The organism is Buttiauxella agrestis ATCC 33320, from assembly GCF_000735355.1.
Lineage (GTDB): Bacteria > Pseudomonadota > Gammaproteobacteria > Enterobacterales > Enterobacteriaceae > Buttiauxella > Buttiauxella agrestis.
Window position 1 is genome coordinate 26739 of the sequence record NZ_JMPI01000061.1, and the last position, 16184, is coordinate 42922.

Annotated in this window: 15 protein-coding genes and 1 other annotated feature; of the genes, 3 read left to right on the top strand and 12 right to left on the bottom strand. The window is 50.9% G+C overall.

Annotated elements, in window-relative coordinates; all coding sequences use genetic code 11:
* Position 1: 1 nt before the first annotated feature.
* The 3 genes from dnaJ to GBAG_RS22820 form a co-directional block, all read right to left on the bottom strand.
* Positions 2–1141 (bottom strand): molecular chaperone DnaJ, encoded by a 1140-nt coding sequence (gene dnaJ / locus GBAG_RS17245; RefSeq protein WP_034498562.1) that lies wholly within the window; start codon positions 1139–1141, stop codon positions 2–4.
* A gap of 85 nt (positions 1142–1226) precedes the next feature.
* Positions 1227–3146, bottom strand: coding sequence for a molecular chaperone DnaK (dnaK, locus tag GBAG_RS17250; RefSeq protein ID WP_034498565.1), 1920 nt, complete (start codon positions 3144–3146; stop codon positions 1227–1229).
* A complete protein-coding gene (locus GBAG_RS22820) occupies positions 3147–3320 on the bottom strand; it encodes a hypothetical protein (protein ID WP_156104907.1) in 174 nt (57 codons plus the stop codon).
* 123 nt (positions 3321–3443) lie between these two features.
* On the opposite strand from GBAG_RS22820, the gene satP reads away from it, so the two are divergent.
* Positions 3444–4013 (top strand): acetate uptake transporter, encoded by a 570-nt coding sequence (gene satP, locus GBAG_RS17255; protein ID WP_034498568.1) that lies wholly within the window; start codon positions 3444–3446, stop codon positions 4011–4013.
* A 56-nt stretch (positions 4014–4069) separates the two neighbouring features.
* On the opposite strand, the gene GBAG_RS17260 is transcribed toward satP, so the two are convergent.
* The 3 genes from GBAG_RS17260 to tal form a co-directional block, all read right to left on the bottom strand.
* On the bottom strand, positions 4070–5395 hold the full coding sequence (locus GBAG_RS17260; protein ID WP_034498571.1) for an MFS transporter: 1326 nt from the start codon (positions 5393–5395) through the stop codon (positions 4070–4072).
* Positions 5396–5520: 125 nt separating this feature from the next.
* Positions 5521–6108, bottom strand: a complete 588-nt coding sequence (mog, locus tag GBAG_RS17265; protein WP_034498574.1) for a molybdopterin adenylyltransferase — start codon at positions 6106–6108, stop codon at positions 5521–5523.
* A 111-nt stretch (positions 6109–6219) separates the two neighbouring features.
* Entirely contained in the window at positions 6220–7173 is a 954-nt protein-coding gene (gene tal / locus GBAG_RS17270; protein WP_034498577.1) for a transaldolase, read from the bottom strand.
* Between the two features lie 214 nt (positions 7174–7387).
* Here tal and GBAG_RS17275 point away from each other — a divergent pair, with 214 nt between their 5' ends.
* Complete coding sequence (locus GBAG_RS17275) at positions 7388–8833, top strand: alanine/glycine:cation symporter family protein (protein ID WP_034498701.1); 1446 nt, start codon at positions 7388–7390, stop codon at positions 8831–8833.
* Positions 8834–8902: 69 nt separating this feature from the next.
* A complete protein-coding gene (yaaA, locus tag GBAG_RS17280) occupies positions 8903–9676 on the top strand; it encodes a peroxide stress protein YaaA (RefSeq protein WP_034498580.1) in 774 nt (257 codons plus the stop codon).
* 32 nt (positions 9677–9708) lie between these two features.
* Here the strand turns inward: yaaA and GBAG_RS17285 are convergent, their stop codons facing one another.
* The 6 genes from GBAG_RS17285 to GBAG_RS17305 form a co-directional block, all read right to left on the bottom strand.
* Positions 9709–10008 carry a DUF2502 domain-containing protein gene (locus GBAG_RS17285; protein ID WP_034498583.1) on the bottom strand — a complete coding sequence of 100 codons (300 nt, stop codon included), beginning with the start codon at positions 10006–10008 and terminating at the stop codon, positions 9709–9711.
* Positions 10009–10222: 214 nt separating this feature from the next.
* Positions 10223–11509 (bottom strand): threonine synthase, encoded by a 1287-nt coding sequence (thrC, locus tag GBAG_RS17290; RefSeq protein ID WP_034498587.1) that lies wholly within the window; start codon positions 11507–11509, stop codon positions 10223–10225.
* Between the two features lie 3 nt (positions 11510–11512).
* Positions 11513–12442, bottom strand: coding sequence for a homoserine kinase (gene thrB, locus GBAG_RS17295; RefSeq protein WP_034498590.1), 930 nt, complete (start codon positions 12440–12442; stop codon positions 11513–11515).
* A 1-nt stretch (position 12443) separates the two neighbouring features.
* Positions 12444–14906 carry a bifunctional aspartate kinase/homoserine dehydrogenase I gene (thrA, locus tag GBAG_RS17300; protein WP_034498592.1) on the bottom strand — a complete coding sequence of 821 codons (2463 nt, stop codon included), beginning with the start codon at positions 14904–14906 and terminating at the stop codon, positions 12444–12446.
* A gap of 26 nt (positions 14907–14932) precedes the next feature.
* Positions 14933–15050 (bottom strand) — a sequence feature (Thr leader region).
* On the bottom strand, positions 14989–15057 hold the full coding sequence (gene thrL / locus GBAG_RS23300) for a thr operon leader peptide (RefSeq protein ID WP_072011210.1): 69 nt from the start codon (positions 15055–15057) through the stop codon (positions 14989–14991). It overlaps the preceding feature by 62 nt.
* 184 nt (positions 15058–15241) lie before the next feature.
* A complete protein-coding gene (locus tag GBAG_RS17305; protein WP_034498594.1) occupies positions 15242–15943 on the bottom strand; it encodes a tRNA/rRNA methyltransferase in 702 nt (233 codons plus the stop codon).
* Between the last annotated feature and the right edge of the window lie 241 nt (positions 15944–16184).

A 16184-nucleotide genomic window follows, 5' to 3' on the forward strand; every position in this document is an offset into this window, starting at 1 on the left:
TTTAGCGGGTCAAATCATCAAAGAACTTTTTCACGCCGTCAAAGAAGTTCTTTGAACGCGGACTGTTCTTTTCACCGCTTGGGCCACCAAAACTTTCAGCCAAATCACGCAGCAGTTGTTTCTGCTTTTCGTTCAGGCTGACAGGGGTTTCCACCACAACGCGGCACAGCAGATCGCCTTGAGCGCCGCCACGTACGGATTTCACACCTTTGCCACGCATTCTGAACAATTTGCCCGTTTGCGTTTCGCCCGGCACTTTCAGGTTCACACGGCCATCAAGCGTAGGGACTTCGATTTCGCCACCGAGCGCAGCCATCGCGAAGTTAATTGGCACTTCGCAATACAGGTTGTTGCCTTCACGTTCGAAGATCGGGTGCTGTTTAACCTGAACCTGAACGTACAAATCACCTGATGGAGCGCCATGCTCACCCGCTTCACCTTCGCCTGCAAGACGAATACGGTCACCGGTATCGACGCCAGCCGGGATTTTCACCGACAGGGTTTTCGTTTTCTCTACACGGCCATGACCATGACAGGTATTGCACGGATCTTTAATAATAGAGCCGCGACCCTGGCAGTGCGGACAACTCTGCTGCACGGTGAAGAAGCCCTGGCGCATTTGCACCTGACCTTGTCCATGACAAGTCGGGCAAGTCTGCGGCTTAGAGCCAGCTTTCGCGCCGCTACCGTGGCAAACACCGCACTCTTCAAGCGTTGGGATACGGATCTCTTTGGTGACGCCACGAACCGCTTCTTCCAGCGTTAAGTCCATGTTGTAACGCAAATCGGACCCGCGGGAAGCGCGCTGACGGCGGCCACCACCGAAGATGTCACCGAATACGTCGCCAAAGATATCGCCAAAGTCAGCACCGCCACCGCCAAATCCGCCGTGACCGCCGCCGCCCATCCCGCCTTGCTCAAACGCGGCATGACCATATTGGTCGTAAGCAGCACGTTTTTGATCATCGGTCAGGATTTCGTAGGCTTCTTTGATCTCTTTAAATTTGCCTTCGGACTCTTTGTCACCCTGATTACGATCCGGGTGAAACTTCATTGCCAGGCGTTTATAGGCTTTCTTGATTTCACGCTCTTCCGCGTTTTTCGGAACGCCTAAAACCTCGTAATAGTCTCTCTTCGCCATCTTTTTTGTCTGCCCCTAACATGCGGGCACGGGCGCAGAGGAAAACCTCGACGCCCGTGCCAGTTACCAACCGCTCAAAGGGCGATTATTTTTTGTCTTTAACTTCTTCGAACTCAGCATCAACAACATCGTCGTCTTTGCTTGTTGAGTTACCAGCATCAGTTGCGTTACCAGCTTGCTGCTCAGCATGTTGCGCCTGAGCCAGTTCCATCAGTTTCTGAGAAACTTGTGCCAGTACCTGCATTTTCGCTTCGATGTCTGCTTTGTCTTCGCCTTTCAGAGAAGATTCCAGCGCTGTCAGTGCGGACTCAATAGCAGTTTTGTCATCAGCTGGCAGTTTGTCGCCTGCTTCTTCAACCTGCTTGCGAGTGCTGTGCAGCAAATGGTCGCCCTGGTTGCGAGTCTGAACCAGTTCTTCAAACTTACGGTCAGCTTCGGCGTTAGCTTCTGCATCGCGAACCATTTTCTGGATTTCTTCTTCGTTCAGACCAGAAGAAGCCTTGATGGTGATCTTCTGCTCTTTACCGCTGTTTTTGTCTTTCGCGGAAACGTGCAGGATACCATCAGCATCAATATCGAAAGTTACTTCGATCTGCGGCATGCCGCGTGGTGCTGGGCTGATACCATCCAGGTTGAACTGACCCAGAGATTTGTTATCCGCCGCACGCTTACGCTCACCCTGAATCACATGGATGGTCACCGCAGACTGGTTATCTTCAGCTGTAGAGAACACCTGGCTGTGCTTAGTCGGGATAGTGGTGTTTTTGTTGATCAGTGAAGTCATCACACCGCCCATGGTTTCGATACCCAAAGACAGCGGGGTAACGTCCAGCAGCAGTACGTCAGTCACATCACCAGCAAGCACACCCCCCTGAACAGCTGCACCGATTGCAACAGCTTCGTCCGGGTTAACGTCTTTACGTGGTTCTTTACCGAAGAACTCAGTCACTTTCTTCTGCACCATTGGCATACGAGTCTGACCACCAACCAGGATAACGTCCTGGATATCAGATACAGACAGGCCAGCGTCTTGCAGAGCAACTTTCAGCGGCTCGATAGAACGGTTTACCAGGTCTTCGACCAGGGATTCCAGTTTTGCACGAGTCACTTTGATGTTCATGTGTTTTGGACCGGTCGCGTCTGCTGTGATGTACGGCAGGTTCACGTCGGTCTGTTGAGCAGAAGACAGCTCAATTTTCGCTTTTTCAGCAGCTTCTTTCAGACGCTGCATAGCCAGTGGATCGTTACGCAGATCGATACCTTGATCTTTCTTGAACTCTTCCACTAAGTAGTTGATCAAACGGCTATCGAAGTCTTCACCACCCAGGTGGGTATCACCGTTGGTTGCCAGAACTTCGAAGGTTTTTTCGCCATCAACTTCGTCGATTTCGATAATAGAGATATCAAAAGTACCACCACCCAAGTCGTAAACCGCGATAGTACGGTTGCCAACTTCTTTATCCAGACCGTAGGCCAGAGCCGCTGCGGTTGGTTCGTTGATGATACGTTTTACTTCCAGACCTGCGATACGGCCAGCATCTTTAGTTGCCTGACGCTGTGCATCGTTGAAGTATGCAGGAACGGTGATAACAGCTTCAGTTACTGGCTCGCCCAGATAATCTTCAGCGGTTTTCTTCATTTTCTTCAACACTTCAGCAGAGATCTGCGGAGGTGCCATTTTCTGACCTTTAACATCAATCCATGCGTCGCCGTTGTCGGCTGCAATGATTTTGTACGGCATGATGGCTTCATCACGCTGCACTTCTTCATCCTGGAAGCGACGGCCAATCAGGCGCTTGATCGCGAACAGTGTGTTCTGCGGGTTAGTCACTGCCTGACGTTTAGCCGGCTGACCAACCAGAATCTCACCATCCTGGGTATAGGCAATGATTGAAGGAGTGGTGCGATCACCCTCGGCGTTTTCAAGAACGCGAGCGGTGGTACCATCCATAATTGCTATACAAGAGTTGGTTGTACCCAAGTCGATGCCAATAATTTTACCCATCTAAACGTCTCCACTTAAAATTTGTTCGTCATATGGTCGTGAACCTGTTATGCGGGCAAACAAGAGTCTTTCAACTGCCCAAACACGTTTTTTTGCAGGCTCATCAACTGCGGTTGCATACAAGATGGGGTCACTCGGCTCGCCATCAAGGGGCAAGGCAAAAAAAATTTTCATCTTCACACCTGTTTAGATCATGGACTCGAACCCCTCTCCTGATTATGATGCCGCGCCCCGCTGCCCTTTCGCAGTCGTGTGGCGACTACAACTATTCATTTTCAGACGAATTTTAGAGGAACTATGGGCAACACTAAGTTGGCTAATCCAGCTCCCCTGGGCTTGATGGGCTTCGGCATGACTACCATTCTGCTCAACCTGCATAACACCGGCATATTCCCTTTTGATGTCAACATCCTTGCAATGGGCATTTTCTACGGTGGTATCGCACAAATTTTTGCCGGCCTGTTGGAATTTAAGAAAGGTAATACTTTCGGCCTGACTGCATTCACTTCTTATGGATCTTTCTGGCTGACTCTGGTCGCCATTCTGATCATGCCTAAGATGGGTCTTGCAGACGCTGCAAACGCACACTTCCTCGGCGCGTATCTCGGTCTGTGGGGCGTATTCACGCTATTCATGTTCTTCGGCACCCTGGCTTCCGCGCCACGTATGCTGCAGTTCGTGTTTGCAAGCCTGACCGTTCTGTTTGCTCTGCTGGCTATCGGCCACCTGGCTGACAACGAAGGCATCGTACGCATCGCGGGCTGGATTGGTCTGGTGTGTGGCGCGAGCGCCATCTACCTGGCGATGGGCGAAGTGCTCAACGAGCAGTTTGGCCGTACCGTGCTGCCGATTGGTGAAAAACACTAATTCCGGCAAGCAACGAATCAGAAAACAAAAACGCGGAGGTTTTCCTCCGCGTTTTTTTATGAATGTTGCAGCGGCCTTTCAACCACTTTGCTTTCCGACGTTAAATCGTTGCGCAGCCAAATCCCCAGACCTAAACCCACCATCGCTAACGCCAGCACATACCACGCGGGTCCCATCGGTGATATTGCTGATAGCATCGTCACGAAGATTGGCGTCAGGCCACCGAAAATGGCATACGACATATTGTAAGAGAACGAGATTCCGGTAAAACGCACTTCCGCCGGGAACGCTCTGACCATCACATACGGAACTGCCCCAACAACGCCGACGCTTAAACCGACCAGACCATATAAGAAGAACAGGTATTCAGGGTGACTCGCTGTCAGGTGGTAGAACATCCAGCTACAAACAGCCAGCATCAGACTGCCGACAATAAACGTTTTACTGGCACCAATACGATCGATAACCAACCCCGCCACAATACAACCGATACACAGCATCACGATGGCAATGCTGTTTGCCTGGAGCGTTAATGCAGGCGCAATCCCCAACTGTTTTTGCAACCAGGTAGGAGCCATCAAAATCACCACTACAATCCCTGCCGACAACAACCAGGTCAGGAGCATCGAAATCACGACCGCTTTTTTATGGTTTGCGATGACAGATTTCAACGGCAACTCTTCTGCCAGCGCTTTGCGTTGCTGCATCTCTATAAAGATGGGGGTCTCTTGCAGCCAGCGACGCAGATACATCGCCACCAGGCCGAATATACCGCCTAAGAAGAACGGAATACGCCAGCCGCCATCGTGAATGGCTTCCTGCGTCATCGAGGTATTAATGATGGTAGCGACAACGGAACCCAGCAAAATCCCGGCTGTTAAGCCCGCCGTTAACGTGCCACACGCAATGCCGATACGTTTATAAGGAACGTGTTCGGCAACAAAGACCCAGGCACCTGGGACTTCACCGCCAATTGCCGCGCCCTGAAGCACACGCATCAAAAGCAGCAAGACTGGAGCCGCGATGCCCAACGTTTCGTACGTTGGGAGCATACCAATCGCCAGCGTCGGTAACGCCATCAGCAAAATGCTCAGGGTGAACATTTTCTTGCGGCCAACCAGATCGCCAAAGTGCGCCATGATGATGCCGCCTAAGGGACGCGCCAGATATCCCGCAGCAAAAATGCCGAAGGTTTGTAGCTGGCGTAGCCATTCAGGAATATCCGCTGGGAAGAAAAGCGCCCCGACAACGGTGGCGAAGAAGACGAAGATGATGAAGTCGTAAAATTCGAGCGCACCGCCAAGGGCGGCAAGAGTCAGAGTTTTATAATCCTGACGATTCAGAGGTCTTGTGCGTTGTATTGAATGCTGTTGTTGTGACATAAGAACCTGCGTATGCAATAGGGCGTGGTATTTAGTTTCCATTTTGCTGTAAAGCAAAACTTACTATAACGAACCCCGCCACACATACCACACTCACTACATCTTATGTCACAAACAATTAATTTTTAGGAGTTTATCTCGCGTATCGCGCTTTTAGGCCGAAAAGCTGCTACTACAACGCTATCCGTTTCGATATAAGGACCATCAAGCAACTGTATACAATACGGTACACTTGCAAAAATTCCCGGCACAACGACTTTCCCGTCCGCATCTTTGACGCCTTCCAGCGTTTCCTGAATTGATTTCGGCTGCCCCGGCAAGTTAAGGATTAATGCTTGTTTGCGGATAACACCGACCTGGCGAGAAAGAATGGCCGTCGGCACAAACTGCAGGCTTATCTGACGCATCTGCTCGCCAAAGCCAGGCATCACGCGGTCAGCAATCGCAAGCGTAGCATCAGGGGTTACATCACGACGCGCGGGGCCAGTGCCACCAGTGGTTAACACCAAATGACACGCCATTTCATCAACCAGCTCGCAAAGAGCCTGCTCAATCAACGGCTGCTCATCAGGGATTAAACGGGTTTCAATCTGGAAAGGGGTGGTTAAGGTTTTTTCAAGCCAGGCAACAAGCGACGGAATGCCTTTATCTTGATAGACACCGCTCGAAGCGCGGTCAGAGATGGAAACTAAGCCAATGCGTAAGGTATTCATATCATTCCCGGGGAAATCAGCAAACTTAACGGAATGATACACGGCGAAGAGAGTTGCAGACAGGGTGAAACACTAAAAAGCGTGACCGGAATGCTCCGGCCACGCCAATGATTACAGCAGGTCGCCGATCATTTTTTCCAGTTTTTCCTGGTCGATAGCAAACTTACGGATGCCATCAGCCAGTTTATCAACAGCCATTGGATCTTGGTTGTGGCTCCACAGGAACTCAGACTCGGTCATACGTTCTGGGCGCGCTTTAACTTCGCCGGTGTAAGACAGTTTACGCTCAACAGCGCCTTCACTTTCTGCCAGCTCTTTGAGCAGTGCAGGAGCAATGGTCAGACGGTCACAACCAGCCAGTTCGATGATCTCGCCCAGGTTACGGAAGCTTGCGCCCATAACCACAGTCTCGTAACCATGTTCTTTGTAGTACTGGTAGATTTCAGAAACAGAAACCACACCTGGATCTTCGTTTGGTGCGTACTCTTTCTTATCGGTATTCGTTTTGTACCAGTCGAGGATACGACCTACGAATGGAGAAATCAGGAATACGCCCGCTTCTGCACAAGCACGCGCCTGCGCGAAGGAGAACAGTAGAGTCAGGTTACAGTTGATGCCTTCTTTTTCCAGCTGCTCAGCAGCACGGATGCCCTGCCAGGTAGAAGCCAGTTTAATCAGGATACGGTCGTTGCTGATACCCGCATCGTTGTACATTTTGATCAGGCGTTTTGCTTTAGTGATGCTGGCATCAGTGTCATAGGACAGACGCGCATCCACTTCAGTAGAGATGCGACCTGGGATCAGTTTCAGGATTTCCAGACCAATATTCACCGCCAGCTTGTCAGTGGCATCCACAACTTGTTGTGCATGGTCACTGCTCTGCTCACGCGCCCATGCAACCGCATCATCAATCAGTTTGCGGTATTCAGGAATTTGCGCAGCGTTCAGAATCAGAGAGGGGTTGGTGGTCGCATCTTGCGGCTGATACAGCTTCATTGCCGCAATATCCCCGGTGTCCGCAACAACTGTGGTTAGCTGACGCAGGGAGGTCAATTTATCCGTCATGATAGTTTCTCGTTTGGTAGAACTTGTTAGGGGGATGTAACCGGTCTGGCTTGATGATATCACGACGCAATTCAGGTGCAACCGCAGTGACACATCGGTAAGAACTGAACGCTAAACTGATATATTCTATGTATTATTCGCCTGCAATCTAATGGAGCATACGCGCAAGCTGCGCATTGGCTGTGCACGTATCGCATGCAAAAGAGGGATGTTAATGGCAGATTTTTTTCTTTTTATCAATGAGATACTCTGGGGTTCAATCCTCATTTACTTATTAGTCGGCGCGGGTTTGTGGTTCACCTGGCGATGTGGATTTGTGCAATTCCGCTATCTGACTCATCTACGCAGTCTCCTCCTTGCGAATAAAAACGCAGATTCTTCCGGACTATCCTCATTCCAGGCATTGTGTACAAGCCTTGCTGCGCGTGTTGGAAGCGGTAATCTTTCCGGGGTCGCACTCGCTCTGACGCTCGGTGGCCCGGGCGCTATTTTCTGGATGTGGGTCGTCGCAATGCTGGGTATGGCGACTTCCTTTGCCGAATGTACCCTTGCCCAACTTTATAAAACCCGTGACAGCGAAGGCAATTATCGCGGCGGCCCGGCCTGGTACATGGAACGCGGGCTGGGAATGCGCTGGATGGGCGTCATGTTCTCCATTTTCCTGATGATAGCCTTTGGCCTGATTTTCAATGCGGTCCAGGCAAACTCTATCGCCAATGCGGTAAACCATGCTTTTGGTATTCCTAAAACCTGGATTGGCATGGCTCTTGTTGTCATCACCGCAGGCACCATTTGGGGCGGAATGCGAGGCACCGCGCGTGTTGCCCAATGGTTAGTGCCCTTCATGGCGTTAATCTGGGTGTTGATGAGCCTGGTGGTTATGGCGATGAACATTGAGCGTTTACCAGAAGTGGTTTCGCTGGTGTTCAAAAGCGCGTTTGGCTGGCAAGAAGCCGCCTCGGGCGCAATTGGATTCACCATCAGCCAGGCGATTACCACCGGTTTTCAGCGCGGAATGTTCTCTAACGAAGCGGGTATGGGCTCTTCGCCCAACGCAGCAGCGGCGGCGGCACCGTGGCCACCCCACCCCGCCTCGCAAGGGCTGGTGCAAATGTTCGGTGTGTTGATTGATACCATGATCATTTGTACTGCAACCGCAGGCATCATCCTGTTTTCCGGAATACTCGATACCGCCGATCCCAGCATGAATGGCATTACCCTGGTACAACAAGCGCTGAGCAGCATGGTTGGCTCGTGGGGAACCGGGTTTATCGCTTTTATCGTGATGCTTTTTGCCTTCACATCTATTGTCGCCAACTATGCCTATGCAGAAAACAACCTCTTCTTTTTGCAACAAAAAAGCCCGTTCGCGACGGTGTTATTCCGCTGTCTGGCGCTGGTGATGGTGATGTTTGGTACGCTTTCGCCACTGCCGCTGGTCTGGCAAATGGCGGATGTGGCAATGGCGTTTATGGCTGTCACCAACCTCACGGCAATCCTGCTGCTCTCACCGATTGCACGCGACCTGAGTGCTGATTACCTGCGCCAGTTGAAGCTCGGAGAAATACCGGTTTTCGATCCGAACCGTTTTCCTGAAATTAAAAGCCAACTGGCACCGGGTATTTGGGACAATCCAAAGCCTCCTGAAACCAAACGCTAATCGCAACCATTGGCTAATACTTCCAGTAAATTTGTTAGAGTAGGCGGTAAAAGTGAGCAAGGAACAAATATGCTAATTCTAATTTCACCTGCAAAAACCCTGGATTATCAAAGCGATCTGCCTACCGATCGTTATACACAACCCGAACTGTTGGACTATTCCCAGCAGTTGATTGCCGTGGCGCGCAAACTCAGTGCGCCGCAAATTTCTTCTCTGATGCATATTAGCGACAAACTGGCCTCACTAAACGAAACTCGTTTTCACGAATGGCAGCCGGATTTCACGCCGCAAAATGCGCGTCAGGCGATTCTGGCCTTTAAAGGCGACGTCTACACCGGATTACAGGCAGAAGAGTTTAGCGATGCGGATTTCGACTTTGCTCAGCAGCATTTACGCATGCTTTCCGGCTTATATGGCGTGTTGCGCCCGTTGGATTTGATGCAGCCGTATCGGCTAGAAATGGGTATCAAGCTTGAGAATCCGAAGGGTAAAGATCTGTACCACTTCTGGGGCGATACCATCACCGAGAAGTTGAATCAGGCGCTCGAGGCTCAGGGTGACAATATCGTGGTTAACCTGGCATCTGATGAGTATTACAAATCGGTGAAACCGAAAAAACTCAATGCAGAAATCATCAAGCCGGTGTTCCTCGATGAGAAGAACGGCAAGTTTAAAGTTATCAGCTTTTACGCCAAGAAAGCGCGTGGCTTGATGAGCCGTTACATCATTGAAAACCGCCTCACCCAACCTGAACAACTGATCGGTTTTAACACTGACGGCTACTTCTTTGATGAAGCCGCCTCCGGTGAACATGAACTAGTGTTCAAGCGCCACGAGCAGTAAGCCAAAACGCCAGCGCAATGCTGGCGTTTTGTTTAGTGATGTTTGTTTTGGCCGTAGTGATTACCGTTGTCATGATGGTCTTTGCCATGATGATTGTGGTCATCGCGATGATCGTTGTGATGATCATGCGGATGCCATCTGTTATCACGCCATTCATAGTGATCATTCCACCAACCATGGTCGCGCCAGTTACCGCCATCCCAATAGTTTCCGTGATTATCCTGATCGCCAATTTGTAATTTCACTGCCGGAACTAATGTAATTTCTGAAGCTTGGGCAGCTAACGGAGCGATTACCAGCATCGATAACGCAAGAATAATTGATTTCAACATAAGTGACTCCTTACTGCATTCATGCCCCATATGGGTCGTTGAAGAGAGCATATGCCTTACAGCATGGGGTTGTTATTCTCCGCAATCCTAATCTCTAAGCGCCCGCATTTAATGGGAATTCCTACATTTTCCCTCCTTGTTTCCTGCACATTTCCTCCATGATTCAGAGATAAAAAAACCACTCCGAAGAGTGGTTTTTAAAGCAATGCGGTCATTACGCTTTGGCCATCATCAACTCACGCAGCGCAGCAAAATCCGCGGGTAGATTGTGGGAAAGCAGCGGTAAATCAGCACGTTCGGCAAGCTCTGCTGGCAGTGGCAGAGTTTCACCGAGGATCTCCTCCACGCTTTCTTTGAATTTCGCCGGATGCGCAGTGCCAAGGAACAAGCCGTATTCGCCTGGCTGGAGCTGGTCACGCAGCGCGCGATAAGCGATAGCCGCGTGCGGTTCAGAAACATAGCCCACTGCTTTCAGTTCTTTCATCGTGGCTTTGGTGGTTTCGTCGGTGACGGTCGCATAACCGAGGTCGGTCAGACGCCAAATCTTACGGCGGAACAACTCTTCTACACGCGGCCAGTTGTTTGGCTGGCTGACATCCATGGCGTTAGAAAGTGTCGCAACCGTGGTTTTCGGTGCCCATTCGCCGTTGGTCAGGAAACGTGGAACGGTGTCGTTGGCATTGGTCGCCGCGATAAAACGCTTGATTGGCAAGCCGAGTGATTTTGCCAGCAAGCCTGCGGTTAAATCACCAAAGTTGCCGCTTGGTACGGAAACCACCAGCTGATTGCGAGCTTCTTGTGGCAGTTGCGCCACCGCTTCAAAGTAATAGCAAATCTGCGCCAGCAAACGGCTGATGTTGATTGAGTTGGCGGAGTTTAACCCCAGCGCCAATTTCAACTCTTCATCATCAAACGCTTGTTTCACCAGCGCCTGGCAGGCATCGAAATCGCCGTCGATAGCGACAGTTTCAATATTACCGCCAAGGGTACAGAACAGTTTTTCCTGTAGCGGGCTAATTTTGCCACGCGGATACAGGATAACGACGCGCACGTTTTTCAGGCCGTAGAAAGCATGCGCTACCGCAGCACCCGTATCGCCAGAAGTCGCGGTCAAAATAGTGACCGGTTTGTCGCCGCTAATATGCGTCAGCATCTGCGCCATAAAGCGGCCGCCGAAATCTTTAAATGCCAGCGTCGGGCCGTGGAACAGCTCAAGGCAGCCGATATCTGGCTCTACGCTTTTCACAGGTGCAGGGAAAGCAAACGCCGCACGCACACGTTCTTCGAGAATTTCTTGCGGGATTTCATCACCGATAAATGCAGACAGAATTTTGCTGCTGCGGGCGACAAAGTCCATCTTCAACATTTCGTCGACTTCGGTCAGTTCAAATTCCGGCAAATCGTGTGGAAAAAACAGCCCCTGCTGTTTACCCAAACCCTGCACAATTGCCTGGGCAAAAGTGACCTGCTCATTATGATCTTTAAGGTTATACAGTTTCATGCGTTATCCCAGAACTCGTGCGCCCGCCGTGTCCAGACGGCAAATATGTACAAAACCTTCCTGGTTCTGCAAATAGTGTTGGCTGAGCCAGTCAGCCACGCGATGTGCGGTGTCAGTGTTATCGCACAGTGCAAAAAGAGTGGGGCCGGAGCCCGAAATACCACTTGCCAGTGCACCAATATCCGCGGCAGCCTGGCGTGCTTCGTTAAAGCGCGGCAGCAATTTTGCGCGGTACGGCTCGGCAATCACATCACGCATCAGTTTTGCCGCAAGATGTGGCTGACGGGTGTGACAGGCGTGAATAAAGCCTGCCAGATGGCGTCCGTGGCTGATGCAATCCTGGCGGCGATATTGCGCCGGCAGAATCGCACGGGCTTCGGCGGTCGAGACTTTAATTCCCGGATACGCCAGCACCCAAAGCCATTCATCAAAGCCCGGTACAGACTGGCTGATGATGCCATTTTCTTCAATCATCAATTGCATACCGCCAAGGAAGCACGGCGCAACGTTATCATAGTGAACGCTGCCCGAAATGCGCCCTTCCAGCTCACCCATCAGGCTCAGCAAGCGGGTGTCGCTTAGCGGTTTACCGCAGTATTCGTTCATCGCCATTAAGCCTGCGACTACCGAACACGCGCTCGATCCCAGACCAGAACCAATCGGCATGCTTTTTTCCAGCGTCATGGCTACCGGAATGTTTTTGCCGATTTCCTGGCAGAAACGCTCCCAGCATTGGTAAACGATATTTTCGCGCGGCTCATCAGGTAACTTGCTGGCGAAGCGCCCAATATTATTCAAACTGAAAGTGTCTGCCGCTTCGACCGTCACGTAATCGCCGAGCAGCGAACCGTCTATTGGCGAAACCGCCGCGCCCAGTACATCAAACCCGACGCTCATATTGGCACTGGAAGCCGGGGCATATACTTTAACCATCTTAAACTCCTAACTTCCATGACAAAGTGCGCAATAAGTCGGCGAAAACACCGGCAGCAGTAACATCATTCCCTGCTCCGTAACCACGCAACACAAGCGGTAACGGCTGATAGTAATGGCTATAAAACGCCAGGGCGTTCTCGCCGTTTTTAACTTTATACAACGGGTCATTACCATCAACCGCATCAATTTTAACTTTGCAGCTGCCATCCGCTTCAATCACGCCAACATAACGCAACACTTTTCCTTCGTCGCGGGCTTGTGCCACACGCGCAGAAAACTCGTCATCCAGTTGCGGGATACGCGCCATAAACGATTCGACATCACCTGTAGAATCAAATGACTCAGGCAATACAGGCTCGATAACAATATCGGAAAGCTCAAGGTTGCTGCCGGTTTCACGCGCCAGAATTAACAGCTTACGCGCGACGTCCATGCCGGAAAGATCGTCACGCGGATCGGGTTCGGTGTAACCCATTTCTCGCGCCACTTTGGTGGCTTCTGACAAGCTCATACCTTCGTCGAGTTTGCCAAAGATAAACGACAGTGAACCAGAAAGAATGCCGGAGAAACGTTGTAATTCATCACCCGCGTTAAGCAGGTTTTGCAGGTTTTCGATAACCGGCAGGCCCGCGCCCACATTGGTGTCGTAAAGGAATTTACGGCGTGATTTCGCCGCAGCGTTACGCATCTGATGGTAGTAATTCATGGTGGAAGTGTTCGCCTTTTTGTTCGGCGTCACGACGTGGAAACCTTCCCCCAGGAAATCGGCGTATTGATCGGCCACCGCCTGGCTGGACGTACAGTCAACAATGACCGGGTTCAGCAAATGGTACTCTTTCACCAGGCGAATCAGGCGGCCAAGGTTGAACGGCTCTTTTGCCTGCGCCAGCTCTTCCTGCCAGTTGTTCAGATTCAGGCCGTGGATATTGGTCAGCAGCGCTTTCGAGTTCGCAATGCCACACACACGCAAATCAATGTGTTTTTGCTTGAGCCACGCCTGCTGGCGTTTCACTTGCTCGACCAATGCCGCACCAACGCCGCCCACGCCAATCAGGAACACTTCGATAACCTGATCGGTATTGAACAGCATCTGATGGGTCACACGCACGCCAGTTGTCGCATCGTCATTGCTGACCACCACAGAAATCGAGCGCTCGGAAGAACCTTGTGCAATGGCCACGATATTGATGTTGGCGCGGGCAAGAGCGGCGAAGAACTTGGCAGAAATGCCACGCAGCGTGCGCATGCCGTCACCAACGACAGAGATAATCGCCAGATGCTCCATGATCGCCAACGGTTCAAGCAGACCTTCTTTCAACTCAAGATAAAACTCATCTTCCATCGCACGACGCGCACGGGCGCAATCTGCCTGCGGCACGCAATAGCTGATGCTGTATTCAGAAGATGACTGAGTAATCAGCACCACCGAAATCCCGGCGCCGCTCATCGCCGCAAAAACACGAGCCGCCATACCGACCATGCCTTTCATGCCAGGGCCTGAGACGTTAAACATTGCCATGTTGTTCAGATTGGTGATGCCTTTGACCGGCAGAGAGTCTTCGTCGCTTTCCGCGCCAATTAACGTGCCAGGCGCTTGCGGGTTTCCGGTGTTTTTAATCAGACAAGGGATTTGGAACTGAGCGATAGGAGAAATGGTGCGTGGATGCAGAACTTTAGCGCCGAAGTAAGAAAGCTCCATCGCCTCCTGATACGACATAGATTTCAATAACCTGGCATCTGGAACCTGGCGCGGGTCGCAAGTGTAAACTCCGTCAACATCAGTCCAGATTTCACAGCAATCAGCACGTAAACAGGCGGCCAGCACGGCGGCGGAATAGTCAGAACCATTACGCCCTAACACCACCAGCTCACCTTTGTCGTTCCCGGCAGTAAAGCCCGCCATCAGGATCATATGGTCAGCCGGGATGCGGCTGGCGGCGATGCGCCGAGTGGACTCTGCGATATCAACAGTGGACTCAAGGTAATGCCCGACGGCGAGAAGTTTCTCAACCGGATTGATAACCGTCACGTTGTGGCCGCGCGCTTTGAGCAATTCAGCCATGATCGCGATAGAGAGTTTTTCTCCACGGCAGATCATTGCGGCGTTGATGCTGTCTGGACATTGCCCCAACAGGCTGATGCCGTGCAGGACATGCTTTAACTGAGCAAACTCCTGGTCAACAAACGATTTCAGCTGCGCATGAGGAAAACCGGGTTGTGCTTCTGCCAGGCCATTAAGAAGTTCGCTGAAGATGCGTTCTGCGTCACTGATATTCGGTAGGGCATCCTGGCCGCCAATGGTTTTTTCAATCATGGCAACGAGGTGATTGGTAATTTTCGCCGGGGCAGAAAGCACTGTTGCCACCTGCCCCTGTTTGGCATTGCTTTCCAGGATATCGGCAACACGGAGAAAACGCTCCGCATTTGCCACTGAAGTACCACCGAATTTCAACACTCGCATTTGTTATTACCCTTGAGTTTTTAGTCCAAAAAAAAGCCCGCACTATTTAGGTGCGGGCTTTTTTCGTTTTTCCTGGTATGCGTCAGCCCGCACCGTTACCTGTGGTAATGGTGGTTGTAATAATTGTGGTCATCAGGCTGCTGCGAATCATGGATGTTGTGTGCTCGTAATATGATTTACCTATATTGACTAAAGTATCCGACAGGCTAAGTCAATTTATTTTTAATTTTACCACTATCTGTGACATGACTATTGAACGCTGATAATTCATCACAAAATGCGCTCATTACGCTAAAAAAGAGGGGGGAGCACACCCCATCCTCACTACTATGCATTCAGTTGCCAGCATTTTTCTCTGGTAACTTTTTTTCAATATCATGGAGCAAACGGTGCAACATCGCCGTATCACGCTGCGCTAAAAGCCCCAACCGCTGCTGCAACCAGTCGACCATTTTTTGGTCTTCGCTGGCATCAACACGCTCAAGTAAAGAGGCGATACGCGCACGCAAAGCCACTAACTGTTTTGCGTCAACGACACCATGCTCAGGAGCGGGCTGTTGCATCAGCGCGGAGAGTTGGTAGCAATACACCATGACAGCCTGCCCAAGATTGAGAGACGGATAATCTGCCACCATCGGCACGCCGGTTAAGACATCAGCCAGCTCCAGCTCTTCGTTGGTCAGCCCCGAATCTTCACGCCCAAAAACCAACGCCGCCGTGCCGACCCATTCCCGCTTTTCTTCAAGCAAGGGCACGAGTTGCTGCGGCGTGGCGTAGTAATGGAATTTCGCACGGCTACGAGCAGTGGTGGCAATCGTGAAATCCACATCATGCAGCGCTTGCGCGAGTGTATCGAAATGCTGCGCGTTATCCAGCACGTCGCCGGAACCATGTGCCACCCATCGCGCTTCAGGCTGACGGTCCGCTTCGCTATCAACAACGCGTAGTTCAGCAAATCCCATGGTCTTCATTGCGCGGGCTGCGGCACCGACATTTTCAGCTCTGGCGGGAGCAACCAAAATAATTAAAAAACGCATCAAAGCTCTCTTAAAAAAGTGTCTGTTTTCGGACATTCACAAAATACAAATGATAATACGCATCAAAAATTTACATTAAAGTAACATTGATATATAAAATGCATGAATGCGAATCATAAGCACCACAAATGCTTTTCGGTGGTTTGACCAGCACCAATACAGATCACAAACAATACTATCAATTTGTTTTATATAACAAAAAGACCATAAAAACGCCATCGACAATCTGATTTACATTCTT